The organism is Bosea sp. AS-1 (assembly GCF_002220095.1).
GTDB lineage: Bacteria > Pseudomonadota > Alphaproteobacteria > Rhizobiales > Beijerinckiaceae > Allobosea.
The window spans coordinates 3177722-3199457 of record NZ_CP022372.1; the positions used below are offsets into that span (position 1 = coordinate 3177722).

Below are 21736 nucleotides of genomic sequence, written 5' to 3' on the forward strand. Positions count from 1 at the left end.
CGCGATGAAATCCGGCTCCTTCCCATCGACACTCGGCGCCGCCATCCGCCACGAATGGCTTCTCGATCCGAGCAAGCTCACAGTCAATCACGGAGCCTATGGCGCGACAGCCAAGGTCGTCCTGACTGCCCAGGATGAATGGCGCCGTCGCATGGAGGCTCAACCCTCGCTGTTCATGCGCCAAACGCTGCCGCCGGCCCTACGTGCGGCCGCCGATGGCCTTGCTCGCTTCGTCGGGGCCGAGGGGCGCGATCTCGTCTTCGTCGACAATGCGACGACCGGCTGTAACGCCGTGCTGCGCTCGCTCGATTTCGCCCCGGGCGACGAAATCCTGATCCTGAGCCATGCCTATGGTGCGGTACGGAATACGGTCCGCTATCTCGCTGATCGACACAGGCTGAGGATCGTCGAGGCCAAAGTCGCATTTCCGCAGCCCGCTGCCGACCAGATCGTTGCGGCAGTTGCCAGCGCGCTGACGGGACGGACGCGCATCGCGGTGCTCGACCACATCACCTCGTCGAGCGCGATCGTCATGCCGATCGCCCGCCTCGTCGCTCTGTGCCGCGAGGCTGGCGTACCTGTGCTGGTCGATGGCGCGCATGGCCCGGCCCATGTCGATCTCGATCTGACGGCGCTCGATGCCGACTGGTATGTCGGCAACTGCCACAAATGGCTGATGGCCCCGAAGGGCTGCGCTTTTCTCTGGTCGCGGCGCGACCGCCAAACGGAAATCCATCCGTTGACGATCTCACACGGCTTTGGCCGCGGCTATATCGAGGAATTCGACTGGACGGGGACCCGTGATCCCAGCGCCTTCCTCGCCGTTGAGGCGGCTCTTGCCTTCCACGAGGCGCTCGGCGGAGCAGCCTTACGGGAGCGCAACAGAAAGCTCGCCGAACGAGGGGCCACCATCCTCGCCTCGACTCTGGGAACGGAGCTCGGTGCTGGAACCGAGCTTTCGGGTGCGATGCGGCTTGTCCGGCTTCCGATCACCGGTCCTGCGTCGCCAGACCGCGCTCTGGCAGCGAGACACCAGCTCGAAATCAGGGGATGCGACGCACCCGTATCGGCTTTGAATGGTGGACTCTGGCTGCGCCTGTCGGCTCAAGCGTATAACCAAGAAGCGGACTATGAGCAGCTAGCCCTGCTCCTCAAAGCCATATGTCACGAAGAACTGCGTTAATCGCATAGAGGCGCGGGAACCCCGATATTCATCGCGTCTTACTTCGTCTGTGATCCGCTCATCTTCGAACTGATTGCCCGCCAGACGCAAAGCTTCGACTGGCGGCATCCCCCGGTCACAGCGCGACTGGTGGCATCGGCAGTATTCGCACTCCAGCAGCGTGATTGGCGCAGAACCATCCGCGCATGTCTCAGCTCCCCTGCTGGACATCCGAAAGGACGCCTTCGAAATAGGCCGCCAGCGCCGCGTGAGCATCGAGCGGCAGCACGTGGGCGACGTATTGGTCTGGTCGCACGATCACGAGGCAGCCGCGCTCGCGGTCGATGCCGCGCATGTCGAAGATATCCTGGCCTGCGTGAAGGTCGGGGCAGAATATCTTCTCGTAGTCGCGCAGGCCCAGGCGCCCCTTCCGAGGCAGAAGCAGTTCCGGCATCGTCTCCAGCTTGAGATCGCGATGTCCCTGCTGGACGATCGCGCGCAGGTCTATGACGGCATCGACATCATCCCCGGCCCGCCGGGATCGCCGGACCGGCGACGAGGGCGAAGTCGCCAGGAAATCACAGAGCCCACGCAACCGCGAGGACGGCGCCGCCGGATCACTCCGATCCGCGAAAGCGAAGAGCCGCCAGCGGCCATCGGCCAGCGCAACATGACCGAGCTGGACCGGCTTGGCATCGGCCAGACGCACCACCGGTGCGGAATGGAAGCGGGCGCCGATCGGCAGCCCCCGGGCGAGATCGGCATGTGTCGGCTCGCCAGTGAGCAATGACGGAGCGTAGCGGGTTGCCGTCCCGGCAGTATAGCGCCCGTGCCTGACGAAATAGGCCTGGACTTCCTTCGGGTCGACACCTTCGCTGTCCGATGCCGATGACTTCAACGGCGCGCTGAGCATCTTGGCCCATTCGCGGTCGAAGTCGATCAGCTCGCGCGCGATCGCCTGTCTTTCGGACGAATAGCTGTGCAGCAGCTCCGGCCCGGAGCGCTTCTGAAGCACGGCGGCGAGTTTCCAGCCCAGGTTGAAGCTGTCCTGCATCGAGACGTTCATGCCCTGCCCCGCTTTCGGGCTGTGGGTATGGCAGGCATCGCCAGCGATGAAGACGCAAGGCAGGCGACCGCCCATCTCTTCGGCTGGTACATCGTCGAACTTGTCGCAAAGGCGCTGTCCGATCTCATAGACGGACCACCAGGCGACCTCATGCACCTCGAATTTGTAGGGATGCAGGATGCGTTGCGCCGCAGCTATGAGGTGCTCGACCCCAAAATTGCGGTTCGCGACCCGCTCATTCTGGCTGAGCTTGTCGAGCTCGACATAGATCCGGATCAGATAGCCGCCTTCGCGCGGGATGATCAGGATCGAACCCTCGCCGGCCGATTGGATCAGCGCCTTCAACCGCACATCCGGGAAATCGGTCACGGCCAGCACGTCCATGACACCCCAGGCCTGGTTGGCGGAATCGCCGTGCAACGTCCGTCCGAGCGATTTGCGCACGGCGCTGCGGGCACCATCGCAGCCGACGACGTAGTGTGCCCGGACGACCTCGATCTCGCCCTCATGGCCGGGGTCGAGGCGCTCGAGTTGCACGGTTGCGCGGTGCGGCGACGTGCCCGGTTCGGCCGCGCGGCCGATACCGATCTGCAGATCGACCAGACGCCGCGAATAGCTCGGCTGCAGCCGTGTCGGCGCCTTGCGCATGACGTCGAGGAAGAAGTCATGCACCCGCGCCTGGTTCAGGATCACATGGGGAAATTCGGAGAGCCCGTCCTCGACGTCCTGAATCCGGCCATGGCGGACGATGTTCTCCGGCCGCTCCGGGTCAGGCTTCCAGAACGAAACCTCGTTGACCCAGTAGCTCTCCTTGAGAACCCGCTCGGAAAACCCGAAGGCATGGAACATCTCGATCGTCCGGCATGCGATGCCGTCGGCCTGCCCGAGTTCCAGGGGCCCGCTCTTCTGGTCAATGATCCGCGTCTTGATATCGGGGAAGGCAGCGAGTTGCGCCGCCAGCGTCAGGCCGGCCGGGCCGCAGCCGACGATGAGGACATCGACCTCCGCCGGCAAGGTCTCGAAGGTCGGGAGCGTCTCGCTGCCCACCGGACGTTCGGAAACGTTCGGATCGCCGGCCCGAAAGCCATTCAGATGAAACTGCATGGAGGCCACCCTCGGTACTTGGGACGATTGATGCAGACAGAGCTATTACCAGCGAGAGCGCTCAGCTGCGCCGGGTGCGAGCCTGCTCCAGCCACATCTCCCAGGGGCGATGAACCTGCGCTTCGATATTCGCAACGCAGGAGCGGCTTTCGCCCTCGGTAAGATAGGTTACCTCGCCGAGCTGCATCGCCTGCAACTGGTAGCGTGCATTGAGCTCGGCATAGACCGCGCGATAGACCGCCTGCTTGATCGAGCCGCCCACCACCGTCGAGCCGTGCCCTCGCATCAGCACGATGTCGTGGCCGTCGAAATGTTCGGCCAGGGAACGGCCGAGATGGCTGTTGCTGATCAGGAGATCAGTCGCGTCGCCGCCGGCCTCTCGGATCTCGAAAACCGGTGCACCCTGCCCGACGAAGCCGGCCATGTGGAACATCGCCCGCAGCCGTACCCCTTTTACGACGCTGAGCGGCACGATGGAATGCGAGTGGCTATGGACCACGGCCGTCACATCGGGCCGCCTGCGAAAGATCTCGGCATGGATGAAACGTTCGAGATAAACCCTGCGGCCAGCGGCATTCACGGCCTCGCCGTCGAGCGTAAATTCGACGATATCCTCGGCCGTGACTCCGCTCGGCGCCATATTGCGAGCGAGCAGGAAACGGTCTGGGAGCTTGTCGTGGCGCACGCTGATATGGCCGAAAGCGTCGACGACCCCCTGGTCGAAGAGGATGTGATTGGCCGCGACAAGTTCCTCGATCATCTCCCGCGACGGGGAAACGGAGGCCTCGGCCGTATCGGCGACCTCCACCGCAATTGGATGATGATGTTCGCCGTGATCTGACGCGCACATGGTTCGGTTCCTCCCAAAATCGTCGGTCGAGAGTCTAGCGGCGGCTGGCGGGCTCTTCCGGAGCCGGATTGTTGGCGCTGGAGGCCAGGATTGCGATGGTGTCCTGCTCTGCCGCCGCGGCGCTCTTGTAGCGGGGGGCCGTGGTGACCAGCGGGCGCTCGGCATCGGCCGGAAAATAGATCTCGATCGCGAAACGCCCCGTGGCGCGGTCCTCGACAGGCTCAATGCGGATGAGTGGCATAGCGGATTCTCCGGCGGCGCGGCTGTAGTGCGTCAGCTGGACTAGACCGTGCGCCGCATGGCCGGTCCAAGACAAAAAGGCTTCTCCTGCCAAGCATTTTCATGCCAGGCGGAACGATGTTGCCGGCTGCCGGGTCAATGCTGGTTCTGGGCGGGTCGAGCCGGCCGGGCGGTGAGGTCGTTTCCGGCTTTGCGACATCGACTCAAGCCGTTGCCACCTGATGGTGAAGGTTGACCTCGCGTCCCGTGCGCGCGGATTCGAGGATCGCGAGGCAAATTTCGAGGGTCGCCATGCCCCAGGCGCCGGAATGCAGCGGCGCGCGCCCTGTCCTTACGGCGGCATGGAGTTCGTCGATCACCTCGGCGCGCGGCACGGTCGGCGCCGGCAGCGGCTCCAGCCAGCGCCGGTCGTCGGCATAGACCATGACGCCTTCCGTCAAGGGGCGAAGATCGGCCTGTTCGCAGCAGACCGTGATCGGGCCGAAATGGTTGTGGCCGGCCGCGACGGGCGGCTCGACGACGGCGCTCTTGGCTACGCCATAGGTACGAGTGTTCTTGAGGGCCGCCTCCTCTTCCGGCGTCGAGACCTGCGCCAATCCGCGGCGCGCGGCACCATAGTTGTCGGGATCGCGTCGCTGGCCCAGTTCACCGATCCAGCCGAGCTGCTCGTCGCTGTCGTAGCGGCCATAGCCGCTATAGGTCAGAGTCGCGCTGGCGCCGTCGGCAAAGGTGAGGAACGCCTGATAGGCGCCCTCCGTCGGGCGTTTGGGATCGAAGCGCCCGGTCGCAGCCCGTACGGCAGAGACCAGCCCGCCGCCCAGCAACCGGACGATATCGACCTGATGCGCTCCCTGGCTGAACACGACGCCGCCGCCCTGCGCAGTATCCAGTTCTTCCGGGCGACGTGGCCGGTAGAGGAAATCGGTATGGTTCGCCGCCGTGATCATCCGGGCTCGTCCGAAGCGGCCTGAACGGATCAGCTCCGCCGTCCTGAGATAAGACGCATCGAAGGAATGGCTGTGCCCGACCAGAAGATGGACGCCGCCGGCATCCGCCGCTTCGATCATCGCCTGGCAATCGGCGATGGTCAGCGCCATCGGTTTCTCGACGAGGACATGCTTGCCATGGGCCGCGGCAAGCCGGACATGGGCGACATGGAACTGATGAGGCGAGGCGATGTAGAGCGCCTCGACGCCCTCATCGGCACAGAGAGCCTCGACGCTGTCATAGCTGCGCGCCGGCGCGTCCGGCCGCGAGAAGTCGCTCTCGAATTGCCGGCGGGCTTCCTCGCGCGGATCGGCGGCGGCGACGAGTTGCACGAGCGGATGATGTGCCAGCGTCGGCAGCATCAGCATGAAGGCGCGGCCCAGTCCGACGACGCCCAGACGTAGCGGCTCATTCATCGCAGATACCTAAAGATCGAGCACGAGTTCGGCGGATTTCGCGCGCGACACGCAGATCATGATGTTGCGCGCCCGTTCGTGCTCGGCCAGCGCAAGGTCGCGATGGTCTGGCTCGCCGGAGACGAGCCGCGTCCGGCAGGTCCCGCAAGTGCCACTCTCGCAAGAGGACGGCAGGATCTTGCCGGCTCCCCGCAGCACTTCCAGGATCGATTTGTCGATCGGCACCTCGAAGCGCTCGCCGCTCTTCGCCAGCACGACCGTGAAGGGCGTGTTGTCTTCAGGGCGAGCTTTAGCGGCGCCGAAGTCCTCGAAATGCACGGCGGCCGAGGACCAGTGCCCGGTCATGTCGCGCACCGCCTCCATCAGGCCGCGCGGGCCGCAGCAGTAGAGATGGGCTCCCTTCGACTCTTCCAGCACCGGCCAGAGATCATAGGCCTTGTCCGGGTCGCCGCCGTCATGGTGGATCACCACCTTGCCGCGGAATTCCGGCGCCATGAACTCGTCCCGGAAGGCCATCATCTCCGGGCTGCGGGTGAAGTAGTAGAGCTTGAACGGCTTCGCCCGCGTCGCCATCAGATGCTTGATCATGGCCCGGATCGGCGTGATACCGATGCCGCCGGCGATGAGGATGTAGCTCGACGGGCCGGGCTTCAGCGCGAAGTCGTTACGCGGCGGCGTGATCGCGATCTCGTCACCGGTCTGCGTCTCGTCAATCAGGCTGACCGAGCCACCGCGGCCGCCGAGCTCCTTCTTGACGGCGATGACATAGCGATCCGCCTCGTCGGGGTCGTTGCAAAGCGAATATTTCCGCATCTCGCCGTTGGGCACGGTGATACCGAGATGCGCGCCAGGCGTGAACGGCGCCAACGGCTCGCCGTTCAGGGGGCGCAGCTCGAACAGACAGATGTCCTGGGCGATCATCTGCTTGTCCGCGATCGTGACCCGGACGGTGGCTGCTTCCTCGGTCATGTGCGCCTCAACCCGCCTCTCTCGACAAGGGCTTGAAACCGGAATAATCTAAGACTTAGATATCTAAGTAATTGGCGATTGGCTAGCCCCAACCGCTCGACTGGAGGGATCGTCCATGCTCACCCATGAGGAGAATGAACTGCTCTGCCGCGTCGAGGGCGACGCTCCGATGGGCCAGTTGATGCGGCGCCACTGGGTACCGGCGCTGCTTTCCGAGCAGCTTGTCGAGAGCGACGGCGCGCCTGTCCGCGTCCGGCTTTTCGGAGAGGACCTGGTCGCTTTTCGCGATACCGACGGTCGCATCGGCGTATTGGGCGAATACTGCCCGCACCGCAAAGCCTCGCTCTTCTTTGGCCGCAACGAGGAATGCGGCCTGCGCTGCCTCTATCATGGCTGGAAGTTCGACGTGGACGGCAAGGTGCTGGAGATGGTTTCAGAGCCGGCCGAGAGCGGCTTTGCCGAGAAGGTCCAGCACAAGGCCTATCCGACGCAGGAGGCCGGCGGCTTCATCTGGGTCTATATGGGGCCGAAGGAGTTGATGCCGGAGTTCGAAGCCCCGCCCTGGGCGCCGACGCCGGAGGCCAAGGTCTCGATCGTGAAGATCGACCTGCCCTGCAACTGGGCGCAGATCATGGAGGGGCAGATCGATTCCGCCCACTCCTCCAGCCTGCATTCATCAGACATGAAGCCGGCCCGCGTGACGACGGCGGGCGCCAATGCGACGCACTGGACGCGCCCCTCGACCGACAAGAACCCGCGCATCCAGGTCCAGCTGACGAATTACGGCTTCCGTTATGCCGCGATCCGCCGGCCCATCGTCAACGCCCAGACGCATGACTATGTCCGGCTGACGGTCTTCGTCGCGCCCTTCGCGGCACTGATCCCGCCAAACGCCTCCTATAACGTCGCGACCGTGATCGTGCCCAAGGACGACGTCTCGAGCTATTTTCATTTCATCGCCTGGGGCAATGACGACTGCATCGACCAGGAAAGCTGGCGCAAGTTCTGCGTGGCGCAGGTCGGCATCGATCTCGACAAGACCTACAAGCCCATGCTGCGCAATAAGGCGAACAACTACCTGCAGGACCGCAAGGCGATGAAGCTCGGGGATTTCACCGGTGTGCCGGGCATCCCCAATCAGGACATCATGATGTGGGAATCGATGGGGCCGATCGCCGATCGCACGAGCGAACGCCTCGGCGCCAGCGACATCGCCATCGTGCAGTTTCGCCGCGTGATGATCGATGCCGCGCGCAAGCACGCCGCCGGCAGCGAGCCGATCGGCCTGATCGAGCCGCATATCCCCCAGGCGAAGCTTCGCTCCTATCAGGGCATCGTGCCCAAGAGCGAGGACTGGCGCCGGCTCGGCGCTTCGAGCGAGGAGGTCGCGGTCCTCGACGGGATGGAGCAGGACGAGACCGAGGCCGAGATGGCTGCGGCCCGCGGGTAACTGCTGCGACTTCGCAGTTGCGAAGAAGCTTTTCGGCATCTCCGCCAAAGCGCGAAAGTCTTTGAACGCACACGGTGCGTGCGCGAGTGTTCGCGGCACCCGCGCACATCTGCCGTGAGATCAGCCATGCTCGACAAGCCTGCCCCGACCGGCCGCAGCCTCTATATCGGCGGAAGCTGGCGTCATCCGCTGTCGGGGCGCTATGTCGCGACGCTCAATCCCGGCACCAATGCAGCGATCTGCGATGTCGCCGAGGCATCCACCGCCGATGTCGATGCCGCCGTCGTGGCGGCGCGGAAGGGTTTCAAGGCCTGGCGCGAGGTTGCTCCCCTCGAACGCGGTCGCATTCTGAAGGCCATCGCCGCTGTCGTGCGCGAGAATGCCCGCGAACTCGCCACCCTCGACGCCGCCAATTGCGGCAATCCGGTGCGCGAGATGATCGGGGACGCCGCCATCGCAGCCGCTCAGCTCGACTTCTTCGGCGGCCTCGTCACCGAGATGAAGGGCGATACCATTCCAATGGGCCCCGACGCGCTCAATCTGACCGTGCGCCAGCCTTTGGGCGTCGTCGCCCGCATCCTCGCCTTCAACCATCCCTTCATGTTCTGCGCCGGCAAGATGGCCGCGCCGCTGGCGGCGGGAAACGCCGTCATCATCAAGCCGCCCGAGCAGGCGCCGCTATCGTCACTCAGGCTTGCCGAACTGGTCGGTCACCTGCTGCCGGATGGGGTCTTCAGCGTCGTGCCGGGGGGCCGGGAGGCCGGAGCCGCCCTCGCCTCCCATCCTGGCGTCGACAAGGTCGCCATCATCGGCAGCGTGCAGGCCGGCCGCGCCGTGATGAAGGCCGCGAGTGACACGATCAAGCCGGTGCTGCTCGAACTCGGCGGGAAGAACGCGCTGATCGCCTTCGCCGACGCCGATCCGGAACGGGTCGCCGCCGCGGTCGTCGCCGGCATGAACTTCACCTGGTGCGGCCAGTCCTGCGGCTCGACCAGCCGGGCCTTCATCCATCGCGACATCTACGAGGCGGTTCTCTCCCGCCTGCCGGAAAAGCTCTCCGGCTACGTGCCCGGCATCCCAACCGACGAGAACACGACCATGGGCGCGATCGTCAGCCGGACACAGCACACCCGCATCCTCGACTTCATCGCCTCGGCCAACGCCGAAGGGGCGAGGCTGGTCTGCGGTGGCGGCGTTCCAGACGACCCCAAACTCACCAGCGGCTTCTACGTCGAACCGACGATCTTCGCCGATGTGACGCCGCAGATGCGGATCGCACGCGAGGAGATTTTCGGTCCGGTGCTCTCGGTGATGCCCTGGAGCGACGAGGCGCAGATGCTGGAGACGGTCAACGCCGTCGAATACGGGCTGACCTGCTCGATCTGGACCAACGACCTTGCCAAGGCGCATCGCACTGCGCTGGCCGCTGAAGCCGGCTTCGTCTGGATCAACGAGGTCGCCAAGCACTTCCTCGGCACGCCGTTCGGCGGCTGGAAGCAGTCAGGGATAGGCCGCGAGGAATGCCTCGGCGAGCTCATCGCCTTCACTCAGGAAAAGAACATCCACGTCAGCCTGAAGCTGCCCGGCTGAAGCCTCAGGCGCGCGAAAGCTGTCGCGCATCGCTCGCCGCCTGCCGACTCTACAAGATCATTCGGGGAAAACGCCATGAACGACATGACGCTGTCCGGAATCGACGTGCCCGTCGCGTCGAGCGACAACGGCATCTGGGGAAGCGATGTGGTCGCGCAGATGCTGCGAGCCCTCGATATTCCCTATCTGGCGCTGAATCCCGGCTCCAGCTTCCGGGGCCTGCATGACAGCCTCGTCAACCATCTCGGTAACCAGCAGCCACAGATGTTGCTGTGCCTGCATGAGGAACATGCCGTCGCCGTCGCCCATGGCTACGCCAAGGTCACGGGCAAGCCGATGGGCGTCGTCCTGCACAGCAATGTCGGCCTGATGCATGGCGTGATGGCGGTCTACAACGCCTGGTGCGACCGCGTGCCGATGCTGATCCTCGGGGCGACCGGTCCGGTCGACGCCGCCGAGCGCCGCCCCTGGATCGATTGGCTGCATACGGCGAAGGACCAGGGCGCCCTGATCCGCCCTTATGTGAAATGGGACGACCAGCCCGCCTCCGTGGCAGCCGCGATCGACTCACTGATCCGTGCGACGAACCTGGCGCGCAGCGCTCCCCAGGCCCCGACCTATGTCTGCCTCGACGTCTCGATGCAGGAAAAGCGGCTCGACGAGATGCCACCCCTGCCCGATCCGAAGCGCTTCGCGGCCGCCTCGCCCAGCGTGCCGGCGGCCGCGGAGGTCGGCGAGGCCGCAAACCTGCTGCGGCAGGCCAAGGCGCCGCTCATCCTGTTTGGCCGCATGTCCCGCTCCGAGCGCGACTGGGCCCGCCGCGTCGCCCTGGCCGAGCAACTCGGCGCCTCCGTCCTGACCGACATCAAGACGGCGGCCGTCTTCCCGACGGATCACCGCCTGCATGCGGCCAAGCCGTCCTTCTTTCTCGACGCGCAGGCGGTCGATGCCATCCGCGCGGCCGATCTGATCCTGGCCTTCGACTGGATCGATCTCGGCGGCTCCTTGCGCCAGGCCGGCGCTTCGCCATCCACTCGGGTGATCAGTATCTCGCTCGACCATCATCTCCACAATGGCTGGAGCATGGACCATCAGTCGCTCGCCCCGGCCGATCTGCATCTGGCCGCCGATCCGGATGCCGCGATGCACCTGATCGCTGACGCGTTAGGCGTCGACCCGGGCATGGAGCCAGCCGTCCAGCCGGCCCTGCCGGCTCTCGCCTGCGACGGTGAGCAGCCGCTCGACGTGGTTTCGCTCGCAGCCGCAATGGGCGAGGCTCTACAGGATGAGGTCGTCACCCTCGTTCGCCTGCCACTTGGCTGGGCAACCGAGTCTTGGCATTTTCGGCACCCGCTCGACTATCTCGGCATCGACGGCGGAGCCGGCATCGGCTCGGGCCCCGGCATGTTGATCGGCGCCGCGCTCGCGCTCAAGGGCTCGGGCAGGCTGCCCGTAGCGGTCCTTGGCGACGGCGACACCATGATGGCAGCCTCTGCCTTCTGGACAGCCGCGCATTACAAGCTGCCCTTTGTCGCGATCGTCTCGAACAACCGCTCCTTCTTCAACGACGAGATCCATCAGGAACGCGTCGCCAGGCAGCGCCAGCGGCCGGTCGAAAACAAATGGATCGGCCAGCGTATCGACGAGCCCGATATCGACATCGCCGCCATCGCCCGCGCCCAAGGCCTCGTCGGCATCGGCCCGATCCGCACGGTGAACGATCTGCGCCAAGCGGTGGGCGAGGCTGTGAAGGCCGCCAAAGCCGGCAGCTCCGTTCTGATCGATGCCCGCGTCGCTCCCGGATACAATCCGGCGATGACGGCGGGCCTGACTCGCCACGCGGGCGAAACGCCGAAAGACTAGAGTTCCGCGGTGGTTTCGGACGGTCCCGCAGCCCCCTCCACCCCCGGCACTTCAGCGAGATTGCGCTGCACCGCTGCCAGGTAACCGAGGAACCGGGCGAGATCGTCCGGCGAGAAGCCGGAGGTCGCCTGCTGGACTACCTCCTGCGCCATCGGCAGCAACTCGGCTTCAAGCGCACGACCCTTGGGCGTCAGCAGCACATGCAGCTTTCGCCTGTCCTGCGGATCGCGTTCGCGGCTGATGAAGCCAGCTTTTTCCATCGCGGCCAGCGCGGTCAGCGTCGTCGGCTCCATCGTGCCGATGCGGCGGGAGAGTTCGCGCTGCGTCAGCCCGTCCTCCTGCCAGAGCGCGCGCAGGAAATACCACATGCCGGTGGTGACGCCGTGCAGCTCGATCTTGCTTTGCAGGTAGCGTTGCGTGGCGCGGTTCGCCATTCGCAGCTGATAACCGACGCTCCTGTCGAACGGCAGTTCTCGCGGCGCTCCGGGGATCCCGCTTTTCTCCTTCGCCCTGGTCGCCACGGTCGCACGCATCTCCGGCTGTCATTTTGGGGGAGTATAGGCCGCAACCGGACATTCGGTAGAGCGCGTTGGAGCGCCCGGGCGCCCATCCCGAAAAGTTTGACTGGCCAAGCAAGATAATCTTGGACCTTGCCCCGGCCGTATCACTAACGTGGTGGTCGCGTCGGCTGCGAAGCGAAACCAAGACGGCTGCGCGAGGGAAGAAGACATGCCGCCGACCTCGTCGGTCCTCGACCGTACCCGACGCCTGCGCGCCGCAAGCCAGCCGGCGGCGAAGGCCGTCCGGCGAAAGGCGAGGCGATGAGCAATGGCCAGCCAAGGGATGAGTGCACCATGCCCGCTACGGCGACCAAGCTGCGTCTAGCCGAGACCATGAGGGAGACCGATCTGGTCATCGACGGCGTGACGATGCGCTTCCAGACGCGCGAGGGTGTCGTCACCGCCGTCGATGACATGTCGTTCTCGATCGAGCGCGGCGAGTTCGTCTCGATCATCGGGCCATCCGGATGCGGCAAGTCGACCGTCTTCAACATTCTTGGCGGACTGGTACGTGGCTATGAAGGCAAGGTCAGCGTCGGTGGCGACCTGATCTCGGGCCCGCATCCCTCGATCGGCATGGTCTTCCAGGAAGAATCGACGTTTCCCTGGCGCACGGTGCTGGACAACGTCGCCTTCCCACTCGAGGTCAAGGGCGTGCGCAAGGCCGAGCGTTACGAAACCGCGCGGCGCTTCATCGACATGGTGGGCCTCAACGGCTTCGAGCAGCGCTACCCGGCGGAGCTGTCGGGGGGCATGCGCCAGCGCGTCGCCATCGCGCGCACACTGGTGTTCGAGCCCAAGATTCTGCTGATGGACGAGCCCTTTGCCGCGCTCGACGAGCAGACCCGCCTGCTGCTCGGCGACAAGGTCCTGAAGATTCAGGAAGAGCTGAAGCAGACCACCCTGCTGATCACGCACAACATCACCGAGGCGGTTCAGCTCTCGGACCGGGTCATCATCATGACCTTCCGCCCAGGCAAGGTGAAGCGCGTCGTCGATATCCGCCTGCCGCGGCCGCGCACGGACGACATCGTCGGCAGCGAGGCCTTCGGCCGCCATGTCGCCGAGATATGGAACGACCTGCGCGAGGAGGCGTCGCGCGGCATGGCCGAATCCGAGGCTGGCGCCCGCCGCGGGGGGCGCTGAGCCATGCGGCTCTCCAGAATCCTGCCTCCGGCGGTCGGTTTCGCGACGGTCGTCCTCGCGCTGGTCATCGTCGAGATCCTGCTGAGGCTCAATATCCTCAACCCATTCGTGATTCCGCTGCCCTCGACCGTGTTCGGAAGCTTCGGACGGCTTTTCGCCGAGGAGCAGTTGCTGGAGCGATTGATGATGACCGGCGGCGAGGCACTGGCCGCCAGCGTTCTCGTCGCGGTCGTCGGTGTCGCGCTCGGCGTGCTGCTCTACAAGGTCCGGGTTCTCGCACTCGCCACCGAGCCTTGGGTCGCAGGGGTGGCGGCCGCCCCCGTGGTGCTGGCCTATCCGCTCTTCCTCGTCATCTTCGGGCGCAGCACCGCCACCGTCGTCGCGATGGGTTTTGTCGCCGGCCTCGCCCCGGTCATCCTCAAAACGCTGGAAGGGCTGAAAGGCGTCAGGAAGAGCCTGATCAATGTCGGGCTGAGCTATAATCTCACGCCCGCACAGCAGTTCTGGAAGATCGAGTTCCCTGCCGCCATCCCGACGATCTTCGTCGGCGTTCGCCTCGGGCTGGTCTTCGCGCTGATCAACCTGATCGGCGTCGAGTTCCTGATCAATTTCGGCGGACTAGGCCAGCTCATCAACGATCTCGCCGAGCGCTACGATCTTGCCGGCGTCTTCGCGACGATCGTCTTCGTCATCCTCGTCAGCGTCGTCATTTTTGCGACGCTCGAGCGCATGGAGCGCTGGTTCCGGCCGGGACGCTGATCGCAAATCAAACCGTTTGGCAACGCCGCTCCGGATGGATCATGTCCGGACCGCCTGCCGTTCGCGCCGCGCCTTGTCCCGTCGATTGAAGCGCCGCATGATGAGCTTCAAGAAGAAACGCTCGGGAGGCCGCGATCAATCTCCGCCAGCTCCGCTATTTCGTCGGGATCGCCGAAGTCGGGAACATCACCAAGGCCGCCGAGCAACTCAATGTCGCGCAACCCGCCCTGGGTCTGCAGATCCGGCAGCTCGAGCAGGATCTGCAGACCGAGCTTCTGCTGCGCCATTCGCGCGGCGTCGTCCTGACGCAGGCCGGCGAGCTCCTGCTGGAACGCGCGCGGCGCATCCTGAAAGAGGTCGAGGACGCCAAGCGCGACGTTCGGGCGCTGGCCGGAAACGACCAGGAAATGCTGACCATGGGCCTGACGCCCAGCATCATGCTCCAGATCGGCCCCGACCTGCTGATCGACGCGAAGAACGGCATGCCCACGGTCTCGCTCAGTCTCGTCGAGGAGCTGAGCCACGTCCTCGTCGCCGCGATGGAGCGCGGCGAGCTCGACGCCGCTTTCGCCTATGGCGTCGACGAGCCACGCCCCGGTATCGAACGGACGGCGCTATTCGAGGAGGAGCTGGTCCTGATCAGGCCGGTCGGCGACGAGCCTCTGCCGGAGACTGTGACGCTGGCAGAAGCATTGAGCCACGATCTCGTGCAGGCCGGCGAGCGCGACTCGGTGCAACGTTTGCTCAAGGCTGCCGCCGAGAAATTCTCGTTGCCGCTGCAGATCCTCTACGAGGCGCAATCGGTTCCGGCCATGCGCGCGCTCGTCGTGCGCGGTGCCGCGGCGAGCATCATGCCCTATGGGACCGCCATCGAGGAACTGCGCACCGGCAAGCTCGCGATGCAGCGCATCTCGGACATGCCGCCAAAGCGAACGCTTTATCTGATCCGGCCCAGCAGCGCGCCGGCCTTGCGCGAGCAGCCGGCGGTCGACCGCTTTCTCGCCTCGCTCGTCGAGCACCTGCTCGAATCGCTCGGCACGCTCGCCCGCCGTGTCGGCTCCTGAACAGCCTTCCCATACGGTCCGCGTCTTGTTCTCATTTCGCGGAAGTCTTTGTGCCCCCGGCCGTCGCGGCGCACTCTGCCGCAAAACCATGGCGCGCCCGCTCGCGCCGGCCGGGAGGAATGCGTGTCCAATCTACGCCTGTCCATCGCCATCGGCGACTATGATCGCAACCGCCCGCTGATCGACGGAGCAGTCCAGATCGACGGTGTCGACCCCGTTTTCATGAAGCTGGTGCCGGAAGAGATCTTCTTCCGGGCGTTCCGCCATGCCGAGTTCGACGTCTGCGAGGCCTCGCTATCGAGCTTCACCCTCAAGACGGCACGCGGAGACAACCCTTATGTCGGCGTTCCGGCTTTCCTCTCGCGGGCCTTCCGTCATACCGGCATCTTCATCAGGACCGATCGCGGCATCGACCGACCCGAGGACCTCCGGGGCAAGCGCATCGGATGCCCGGAATACCAGCTCACGGCCTGTGTCTGGATCCGCGCGATCCTCGAGGGTGATCATGGCGTGAAGCCCTCCGAGGTGACCTGGGTTCGCGGCGGGCTGGAGCAGCCCGGTCGCGCCGAGAAGATCAGCGTGGAGCTTCCCCCCGACATCGAGGTGGTGCAGGCGCCGGCGGATCGCTCCCTCAACGAAATGCTGATGAGCGGCGAGATCGACGCCTATATCGGCCCGCGTTCGCCGCCGGCCTTCGACGCCGGTCATCCCAAGATCGCGCGCCTCTTCCCGGACCCGACCACCGCAGCCTCGGACTATTACCGGCGCACCCGCATCTTCCCGATCATGCACGTGCTCGGTGTCCGTCGTAGCATCGCTGAGGCCCAGCCCTGGTTGCCGGCCGCGCTGCTCAAGGCGTTCGAGCAGTCGAAGGCCGTCGCTCTCGCCAAATTGTCCGATACATCCGCCACCAAGATTACCCTGCCCTTCGTCGAAGAGCAGTTGCAGGCAGCCCGCAATCTGATGGGGCAGGATTTCTGGTCTTACGGAGTCGGCCCCAACCGCCATACGCTGGAGGCATTTCTCGAAGCCCACCACCGTCAGGGGCTGTCCTCGCGCCGGCTTGCCGTCGAGGATCTCTTTCACCCCAGCACGCTGGAAGCGTTCAAGATCTGAAACGGAGGAAACGATCTCCGCATTTTTCACTTCGCCGCAGAAGCGAAGGCCAGGCGACAGAGGCTGGGCGCATCGTACCGGCCGATACGGGAGGAACAGGATGACGAAATTCAGGACAATCGCGTGGACGCTCGCGGCGCTCGGCCTCGCGCTGTCGGCGGCGCAGGGAGCGGCCGCCCAGGACAAGCTCAAGCTCGCGATCGGCCAGCGCGGCAACTGGGATACCTCGATTTCGGAGGTCGGCACGCGGCTCGGCATCTTCAAGAAGCACAATCTCGAGCTTGAGATGCTCTACACGCAAGGAGGCGGTGAAACCCAGCAGGCCGTGCTCTCCAACAGCGTCGACATCGGCGTCGCCGGCGGCATCATGGGCGCACTTTCCGCTTTCTCGAAGGGTGCTCCGATCCGCATCATCGGAGCAGAGACCACAGGCGCCAAGGATCTTTACTGGTACGTCAAGAGCGACTCTCCGGTGAAGACGCTGAAGGACATCGAAGGCCGCACGGTTTCCTATTCGACCAACGGCTCGTCGACCCATGGCGTGGTCAACGCGTTCATCAAGGAGAACAACCTGAAGGTGAAAGCGACGGCGACCGGCGGCCCGGCGCCGACGTTGACCCAGGTAATGTCCGGCCAGATCGATGTCGGCTGGGCGGCGCCGCCCTTCGGCCTGCCGCAGCTCGACAAGGGCGAGATTCGCGTCGTCGCGACCGGCAACGATTCCTCGACCTTCAGGAACCAGACGGTCCGCCTGCTGATCGTCAACACCAGCACCCTGCAGAACAAGAAGGCGCTGATCGACCGCTACATGGCCGCCTATCGCGAGACCGTCGACGCCATGTATTCCAGCGACGGGGCGATCAAGGCCTATGCTGATTTCGTCGGCATTCCGGAGGCCATCGCCAAGCGCACGCGGGACGACTTCTTCCCGAAGGAAGCACTCGACCCCGACAAGATCGTCGGCCTGGACGAAATCGTTCCCGACGCGGTGACGCTGAAATATACGGCCCAGCCGCTGACCAAGGAACAGCTCGGCGAATTGATCCAGATCCCGCCGCGCAAATAAGCTTGCGTTGCAACCGCCTCGTCGATCGGGAGGGATGGAGCGATGACGACAGCCACCGTTGAGCCTGCGGCCATCCGCTCGGCGAGAATGGATCAGGCGCAAGCCGTGCGGCTGACGCGGATCGCGATCGTCGTCGCGATCCTGGCGACCTGGGAGATCACGGCGCGCTCGGGGCTGCTCTATCGCGACGTCGTGCCGTCGCTGCTCCTCATCATGCGTGCGCTCGCCCACCTCCTGGTCGAGCCGACGTTCTACGCCAATCTCGGCGTCACCGCCGGCGAGGTCGCGCTCGCCATCCTGATCGGGGGCGGCGCCGGGGTCGCCGTTGGCATCCTGCTCGGCAGCAGCCCCTTCCTGCAGCGCGCCTATGAGCCGCTACTGCACTATCTCGGTCCCACGCCAAAGATCATCTTCTTTCCGTTGCTGATCATGTGGTTCGGCGTCGGGCCGGGCTCCAAGGTTGCGATGGGAGCGCTATCTTCGTTCTTTCCGGTCGCGATCAGCGTCGCCGCCGCGATGCGCGAGATCAATACCGTGCTGATCCGGGTCGGCCTGAGTTTCCGGCTCAATGTCAGCCAGATGATCCTGAAGATCTACCTGCCAGCGATGCGCGCGCCCATCGTTAACGGCCTGCGTATCGGGCTCGGCGTCGCCATCATCGGCACGCTTCTGGCCGAGACGAAGCTCGCCAATCAGGGGTTGGGCTACGCGGTGATCCAGACTTATGCGACCTTCGACATGCCGCGCATGTACGCGTTGCTGATCGTGGTCTTCCTGCTCGCCGTCGGCATCAACGCTGTGCTCGGACGCTACACCGAGCTGCGCGCCGCCGCTGCGCGATCCCCAGATGCCCGCTGAGGCCAGCAGCCGGGCTGCGACGGTCACCGAGCGCGAGGCCAGTATCCCGCACGCGACCTATTGGCTGGCGACGCTTCCGCCGTTGTTCTGGTCCGGCAATTTCCTGATCGCCAGATTGATGCGCGACACGATTCCGCCGGTGCAGATGTCATTCTGGCGGTGGACCCTCGCCTTTCTCATCCTGCTCCCGTTCTGCTGGCAAACCATCGCCGGCTGCTGGCCGCGCATTCGCGGCAATCTGCCCTTCCTCGCTCTGCTGGGCGCAGTCGGCGTGACAGCATTCAACTGCTTCGTCTACGTGGCGCTGCATCATACCCCTGTCGCGAATGCGGCGCTCATCAACTCTCTACTGCCTGTCGTCACCTTCCTGCTGGCCTATGTCGTTCTGAAGGAAAGACTGACGCCGCAGCAACTCGCTGGAATTGTCCTCTCGCTCTGCGGGGCGGTTTTGGTCATCTGCAGAGGAAATCCGGCGAATCTTCAGACTTTCACGCCGAACAAGGGCGACATGCTGGTCTTTGCCGGCATGAGCTGCTGGGCGCTCTACACCGTGCTGATCCGCCGGCGGCCGCCCAGCCTGCCGCCGATGGCCTTTCTCGGCGTCACCATGTTCTTCGGCGTCCTGTTCCATCTGCCGGCAGTCGCCTGGGAACATATTGCGGTCGGCGGCTTCCGGCCGACGCTGGCGTCGGCCGGCGCGCTCCTCTACCTCGCAGTCTTCCCGTCGATCCTGGCCTACATCTTCTGGAACCGTTCGGTCGCCACGCTCGGCCCCAGCAAGACCGGCATGTTCATGCATCTTCTGCCACCGAGCAGCGCATTGCTCGGCTTCATCGTGCTCGGCGAAACGATCGCCTGGTTCCACCTCGCAGGCTTCGCCATCATCATCGGCGGCATTTGGCTTGTCACTTCCGCGCCGCGCCCGGCTCGATCGTAGGTCGATACCGAGATCGCACCTGCATCGTCGATGCTTAGGTGTGAAGTGGGGACGTCAATCCGCACCCGAGACGCAGGAAACCAGCAGTCATCAATCCGGGAGGGGGCCGAGATGCTCCAGCGACGGGCTCCGCGACGCCCTTCCCGCCGTTGCGCGATTCAGCGACGGTTCGATGTCGTATCGCTTTGCCATCTTCAGAATGTGGTTCGAGAGCGCACCAAGCGCCGCCGGCAGATTGTCGTCCTCCAACCTGGCGATGATCTCGAAATGCTCCGCATTCGCTTCGCTGCGAATCGAGGCGGTGGATCTATGCGAGCGCAGCGCCGCGACCTTTCCAGAAACAAGCCGATAGGCATTGATCAGGTAGCTGTTGCCGCTGTTCTCGATCGGCGCGCCGTGAAACGCCGTATCCGCCTGGGCACTGCGAAGATCATCGCCGGCGAGGATCGCTTCGTGCATCTCGCCTGCAGCCGCCTTCAGGGCGGCGAGCGTCGCGTTGCGCCCGCGCTTCATGGCGAGCTGGAGAGCCTCCGTCTCGATCATCCGCCGAAACTCGCAGAGATTTTCGATGTCTTCTCTGGTCGGCAGGAAGACGAAGCTGCCACGCTGCGGCTTGATATCGATCAGCCCCTGCTGCTCCAGGGCGGTCAACGCCTCGTGGACCGGGCTACGGCTCACGCCGAGCTTCGTGGCGAGCTTGTCTTCGGAGAGAGCATCTCCAAGTTCAACCTCGCCATCGACGATCGCCCGACGCAGTCGCTCGGTCACGCGCAAGGTCAACGCTCCTCGCTGTCTTGCACCCACCTCGCCACGTCTCCTTCCTGTCGCTGAGAGCCGAGGCTCCCGATTGGCTCCGCCGATGGCCACTAAGTGCCCAAGCCTAAAGTGAATCGAGGAAATTGCGCGTTCCGGCGATGCCCCTGCGCGCCTTTTCCACAAAGCTCAACGATGCATCGCCGCGATGGGGGGTCTCGACGCTGATCGCGATATCGGACGGGAGTTCCGCCATCAAATCCCGCAGCCATAACTCCCCTTCCCCAGGGATCATGCGCGCGCCCCTCGCCTCCGCTATGCAGGACGCATCGTCAACCGGCTGAATCGCCGGGGCGTCGCAGAGCTGCAGATAGAGCACCTGGTCCCTGAGCGCCCCAGCCGCTGCGGGGCCACCGCCGGAGCGCGACAGATGCAGCGCGTCGAGCAGGATGCCGACATTGCCGCGCCCGGACGCCGTCGCAAGCCGCCCCGCATTCTCGATCGTCGCCGCGGAGCGCCAGCGCATGAACTCGATCGCGATGGCGATGCCGTGCTTGTCAGCGATGTCGGCAATCCGCCCGAGATTTTCGGAAGCCCGGGACAGCTCCGGGTCCTCGGATGTGATCTGCATCAGCGGCATGCCGAACTCCGCTGCCGTCTCGATGACGGGCAACCAAGGCTCCATCACGGTCTCGGGCAGGAGGGTAAAGACCTCCCCGTCGAGAAAGGAGATTCCGAGATCGGCCGCCGTCGTACGGATCTCGCGGATCAGCGCCTTGTCGCCGACGATCGGATGCGCGAGCTCCAGCCCATGGGGCGCAATCAGCCTGAGGCCAGCGGAGTCGTAACCCGCCGCCGCAGCGCAGCGGACCTGCTCGACCGGCGGGCAGCCCTGAACGGTGAGATAGGCCAGCGAGAGGCGATGCTGCTTGTGCATGATCCGCCTCAATAGGTCGCGCGGCCGCCCGAAACGTCGAAGACGGCACCCGTCGAGAAGGAGCACTCTTCCGAGGCCAGCCAGCTCACCAGCGCGGCCACCTCATCCGCCTGACCAAGACGCCCCACCGGGATCTTGGAGACGACATAGGCCCTGAACTCGGGCGTGAGCTGCTGGAGCATCTCGGTTTCGATTGCTGCCGGCGTCACGCAATTCACCCGGATCTGGGTCGTCGCAAGCTCCTTGCCGATCGACTTGGTCAGCCCGATCACACCGGCCTTGGAGGCCGAATAAGCGACAGCGTTGGGGTTGCCTTCCTTGCCGGCGATCGAGGCCAGGTTGACGATGCGGCCGTAGCCGGTCTTGAGCATCTCGCGCACCGCTGCCTGGCAGCAGTGGAAGACGGCATCGAGGTTGAGCGACATGACGAAGCGCCAGCCCTCGCTCGGATATTCGGCGAACGGAGCCAGCGGCCCGTTATGGCCGGCGCAGGTCACGAGAATGCCGAGGGGGCCAAGCTCGGCCACCACGCGGGCCGTCGCATCCGCGACCGCCTTCTCATCCGTCACGTCGACCACGTAGCCGCGGGCACCGGGCAACTTCGCAGCCGCGGCGTCGGCACGCGCACCGTCGAGATCCCAGATCGCAACCCCGTGGCCTTTGGCGGCCAGCCGCTCCGCGATCGGGAAACCCAGCCCTCCTGCCCCGCCCGTCACGATGGCGACGCGCGGCGTTTCACTTGTCTGCATGCGCTCCTCCCGAAGAGCCGTCTTGGCCGAAGCCCTCAATTTGGTGGCGGGCTCTTGACTCACTCAACATACTAACATTCTAGTAGGCTAGATG

The 21736-nt window shown here is 64.9% G+C and carries 20 protein-coding genes; 11 read left to right on the top strand and 9 right to left on the bottom strand.

Features of this window, described 5'->3' with window-relative positions:
- Positions 1-4: 4 nt before the first annotated feature.
- Positions 5-1183, top strand: coding sequence for an aminotransferase class V-fold PLP-dependent enzyme (locus tag CE453_RS16895; RefSeq protein ID WP_089175634.1), 1179 nt, complete (start codon positions 5-7; stop codon positions 1181-1183).
- 190 nt (positions 1184-1373) lie between these two features.
- On the opposite strand, the gene CE453_RS16900 is transcribed toward CE453_RS16895, so the two are convergent.
- The 5 genes from CE453_RS16900 to CE453_RS16920 form a co-directional block, all read right to left on the bottom strand.
- Positions 1374-3332: an FAD-binding monooxygenase gene (locus CE453_RS16900; RefSeq protein ID WP_089175635.1), complete on the bottom strand. Its 1959-nt coding sequence runs from the start codon at positions 3330-3332 to the stop codon at positions 1374-1376.
- A gap of 61 nt (positions 3333-3393) precedes the next feature.
- Complete coding sequence (locus tag CE453_RS16905) at positions 3394-4182, bottom strand: class II aldolase/adducin family protein (RefSeq protein ID WP_089175636.1); 789 nt, start codon at positions 4180-4182, stop codon at positions 3394-3396.
- Positions 4183-4216: 34 nt separating this feature from the next.
- Positions 4217-4423 carry a hypothetical protein gene (locus tag CE453_RS16910; protein ID WP_089175637.1) on the bottom strand — a complete coding sequence of 69 codons (207 nt, stop codon included), beginning with the start codon at positions 4421-4423 and terminating at the stop codon, positions 4217-4219.
- Positions 4424-4625: 202 nt separating this feature from the next.
- A complete protein-coding gene (locus CE453_RS16915; RefSeq protein WP_089175638.1) occupies positions 4626-5825 on the bottom strand; it encodes a Gfo/Idh/MocA family oxidoreductase in 1200 nt (399 codons plus the stop codon).
- A gap of 9 nt (positions 5826-5834) precedes the next feature.
- Positions 5835-6794, bottom strand: coding sequence for a PDR/VanB family oxidoreductase (locus tag CE453_RS16920; RefSeq protein WP_089175639.1), 960 nt, complete (start codon positions 6792-6794; stop codon positions 5835-5837).
- A 115-nt stretch (positions 6795-6909) separates the two neighbouring features.
- Between CE453_RS16920 and CE453_RS16925 the strand changes: the two genes are divergently transcribed.
- The 3 genes from CE453_RS16925 to CE453_RS16935 all read left to right on the top strand — a co-directional run bounded on the left by CE453_RS16925 (position 6910) and on the right by CE453_RS16935 (position 11697).
- Positions 6910-8244 carry a Rieske 2Fe-2S domain-containing protein gene (locus tag CE453_RS16925; protein ID WP_089175640.1) on the top strand — a complete coding sequence of 445 codons (1335 nt, stop codon included), beginning with the start codon at positions 6910-6912 and terminating at the stop codon, positions 8242-8244.
- Positions 8245-8370: 126 nt separating this feature from the next.
- Positions 8371-9834, top strand: a complete 1464-nt coding sequence (locus CE453_RS16930) for an aldehyde dehydrogenase family protein (protein ID WP_089175641.1) — start codon at positions 8371-8373, stop codon at positions 9832-9834.
- Between the two features lie 75 nt (positions 9835-9909).
- Positions 9910-11697, top strand: coding sequence for a thiamine pyrophosphate-binding protein (locus CE453_RS16935; RefSeq protein ID WP_089175642.1), 1788 nt, complete (start codon positions 9910-9912; stop codon positions 11695-11697).
- Here the strand turns inward: CE453_RS16935 and CE453_RS16940 are convergent.
- Positions 11694-12131, bottom strand: coding sequence for a MarR family winged helix-turn-helix transcriptional regulator (locus CE453_RS16940; RefSeq protein ID WP_198302128.1), 438 nt, complete (start codon positions 12129-12131; stop codon positions 11694-11696). The genes CE453_RS16935 and CE453_RS16940 overlap by 4 nt on opposite strands.
- A 420-nt stretch (positions 12132-12551) precedes the next feature.
- On the opposite strand from CE453_RS16940, the gene CE453_RS16945 reads away from it, so the two are divergent.
- The 7 genes from CE453_RS16945 (at position 12552) to CE453_RS16980 (ending at position 19203) form a co-directional block, all read left to right on the top strand.
- Entirely contained in the window at positions 12552-13403 is an 852-nt protein-coding gene (locus CE453_RS16945; protein ID WP_089175644.1) for an ABC transporter ATP-binding protein, read from the top strand.
- A 3-nt stretch (positions 13404-13406) separates the two neighbouring features.
- A complete protein-coding gene (locus CE453_RS16950) occupies positions 13407-14162 on the top strand; it encodes an ABC transporter permease (protein ID WP_089175645.1) in 756 nt (251 codons plus the stop codon).
- 185 nt (positions 14163-14347) lie between these two features.
- A complete protein-coding gene (locus CE453_RS16960) occupies positions 14348-15226 on the top strand; it encodes a LysR family transcriptional regulator (protein WP_472841002.1) in 879 nt (292 codons plus the stop codon).
- Between the two features lie 123 nt (positions 15227-15349).
- Complete coding sequence (locus tag CE453_RS16965; RefSeq protein WP_089175647.1) at positions 15350-16342, top strand: ABC transporter substrate-binding protein; 993 nt, start codon at positions 15350-15352, stop codon at positions 16340-16342.
- A 100-nt stretch (positions 16343-16442) separates the two neighbouring features.
- Positions 16443-17408: an ABC transporter substrate-binding protein gene (locus tag CE453_RS16970; RefSeq protein WP_089175648.1), complete on the top strand. Its 966-nt coding sequence runs from the start codon at positions 16443-16445 to the stop codon at positions 17406-17408.
- Positions 17409-17450: 42 nt separating this feature from the next.
- Positions 17451-18266: an ABC transporter permease gene (locus CE453_RS16975; protein ID WP_248307769.1), complete on the top strand. Its 816-nt coding sequence runs from the start codon at positions 17451-17453 to the stop codon at positions 18264-18266.
- Positions 18256-19203, top strand: a complete 948-nt coding sequence (locus tag CE453_RS16980; RefSeq protein WP_089175649.1) for a DMT family transporter — start codon at positions 18256-18258, stop codon at positions 19201-19203. The genes CE453_RS16975 and CE453_RS16980 overlap by 11 nt, the downstream gene beginning before the upstream one ends.
- Positions 19204-19293: 90 nt before the next feature.
- Here the strand turns inward: CE453_RS16980 and CE453_RS16985 are convergent, their stop codons facing one another.
- Genes CE453_RS16985 through CE453_RS16995 form a run of 3 tightly spaced genes read right to left on the bottom strand, consistent with a single transcriptional unit; the run spans position 19294 to position 21642 of the window.
- Complete coding sequence (locus CE453_RS16985) at positions 19294-20142, bottom strand: GntR family transcriptional regulator (RefSeq protein WP_089175650.1); 849 nt, start codon at positions 20140-20142, stop codon at positions 19294-19296.
- Complete coding sequence (locus CE453_RS16990; protein WP_089175651.1) at positions 20084-20893, bottom strand: sugar phosphate isomerase/epimerase family protein; 810 nt, start codon at positions 20891-20893, stop codon at positions 20084-20086. The genes CE453_RS16985 and CE453_RS16990 overlap by 59 nt, the downstream gene beginning before the upstream one ends.
- An 8-nt stretch (positions 20894-20901) precedes the next feature.
- The gene (locus CE453_RS16995) at positions 20902-21642 is read right to left on the bottom strand and encodes an SDR family NAD(P)-dependent oxidoreductase (RefSeq protein ID WP_089175652.1); all 741 of its coding nucleotides are present in this window, start codon (positions 21640-21642) and stop codon (positions 20902-20904) included.
- Positions 21643-21736: the final 94 nt, after the last annotated feature.

Excerpts from the sequence above, each read along its gene's own strand:
- CE453_RS16895 (WP_089175634.1), top strand. The coding sequence starts at position 5 with ATGAAATCCGGCTCCTTCCCATCGACACTCGGCGCCGCCATCCGCCAC.
- CE453_RS16900 (WP_089175635.1), bottom strand. The coding sequence starts at position 3,332 with ATGCAGTTTCATCTGAATGGCTTTCGGGCCGGCGATCCGAACGTTTCC.
- CE453_RS16905 (WP_089175636.1), bottom strand. The coding sequence starts at position 4,182 with ATGTGCGCGTCAGATCACGGCGAACATCATCATCCAATTGCGGTGGAG.
- CE453_RS16910 (WP_089175637.1), bottom strand. The coding sequence starts at position 4,423 with ATGCCACTCATCCGCATTGAGCCTGTCGAGGACCGCGCCACGGGGCGT.
- CE453_RS16915 (WP_089175638.1), bottom strand. The coding sequence starts at position 5,825 with ATGAATGAGCCGCTACGTCTGGGCGTCGTCGGACTGGGCCGCGCCTTC.
- CE453_RS16920 (WP_089175639.1), bottom strand. The coding sequence starts at position 6,794 with ATGACCGAGGAAGCAGCCACCGTCCGGGTCACGATCGCGGACAAGCAG.
- CE453_RS16925 (WP_089175640.1), top strand. The coding sequence starts at position 6,910 with ATGCTCACCCATGAGGAGAATGAACTGCTCTGCCGCGTCGAGGGCGAC.
- CE453_RS16930 (WP_089175641.1), top strand. The coding sequence starts at position 8,371 with ATGCTCGACAAGCCTGCCCCGACCGGCCGCAGCCTCTATATCGGCGGA.
- CE453_RS16935 (WP_089175642.1), top strand. The coding sequence starts at position 9,910 with ATGAACGACATGACGCTGTCCGGAATCGACGTGCCCGTCGCGTCGAGC.
- CE453_RS16940 (WP_198302128.1), bottom strand. The coding sequence starts at position 12,131 with ATGGCGAACCGCGCCACGCAACGCTACCTGCAAAGCAAGATCGAGCTG.
- CE453_RS16945 (WP_089175644.1), top strand. The coding sequence starts at position 12,552 with ATGCCCGCTACGGCGACCAAGCTGCGTCTAGCCGAGACCATGAGGGAG.
- CE453_RS16950 (WP_089175645.1), top strand. The coding sequence starts at position 13,407 with ATGCGGCTCTCCAGAATCCTGCCTCCGGCGGTCGGTTTCGCGACGGTC.
- CE453_RS16970 (WP_089175648.1), top strand. The coding sequence starts at position 16,443 with ATGACGAAATTCAGGACAATCGCGTGGACGCTCGCGGCGCTCGGCCTC.
- CE453_RS16975 (WP_248307769.1), top strand. The coding sequence starts at position 17,451 with ATGACGACAGCCACCGTTGAGCCTGCGGCCATCCGCTCGGCGAGAATG.
- CE453_RS16980 (WP_089175649.1), top strand. The coding sequence starts at position 18,256 with ATGCCCGCTGAGGCCAGCAGCCGGGCTGCGACGGTCACCGAGCGCGAG.
- CE453_RS16990 (WP_089175651.1), bottom strand. The coding sequence starts at position 20,893 with ATGCACAAGCAGCATCGCCTCTCGCTGGCCTATCTCACCGTTCAGGGC.
- CE453_RS16995 (WP_089175652.1), bottom strand. The coding sequence starts at position 21,642 with ATGCAGACAAGTGAAACGCCGCGCGTCGCCATCGTGACGGGCGGGGCA.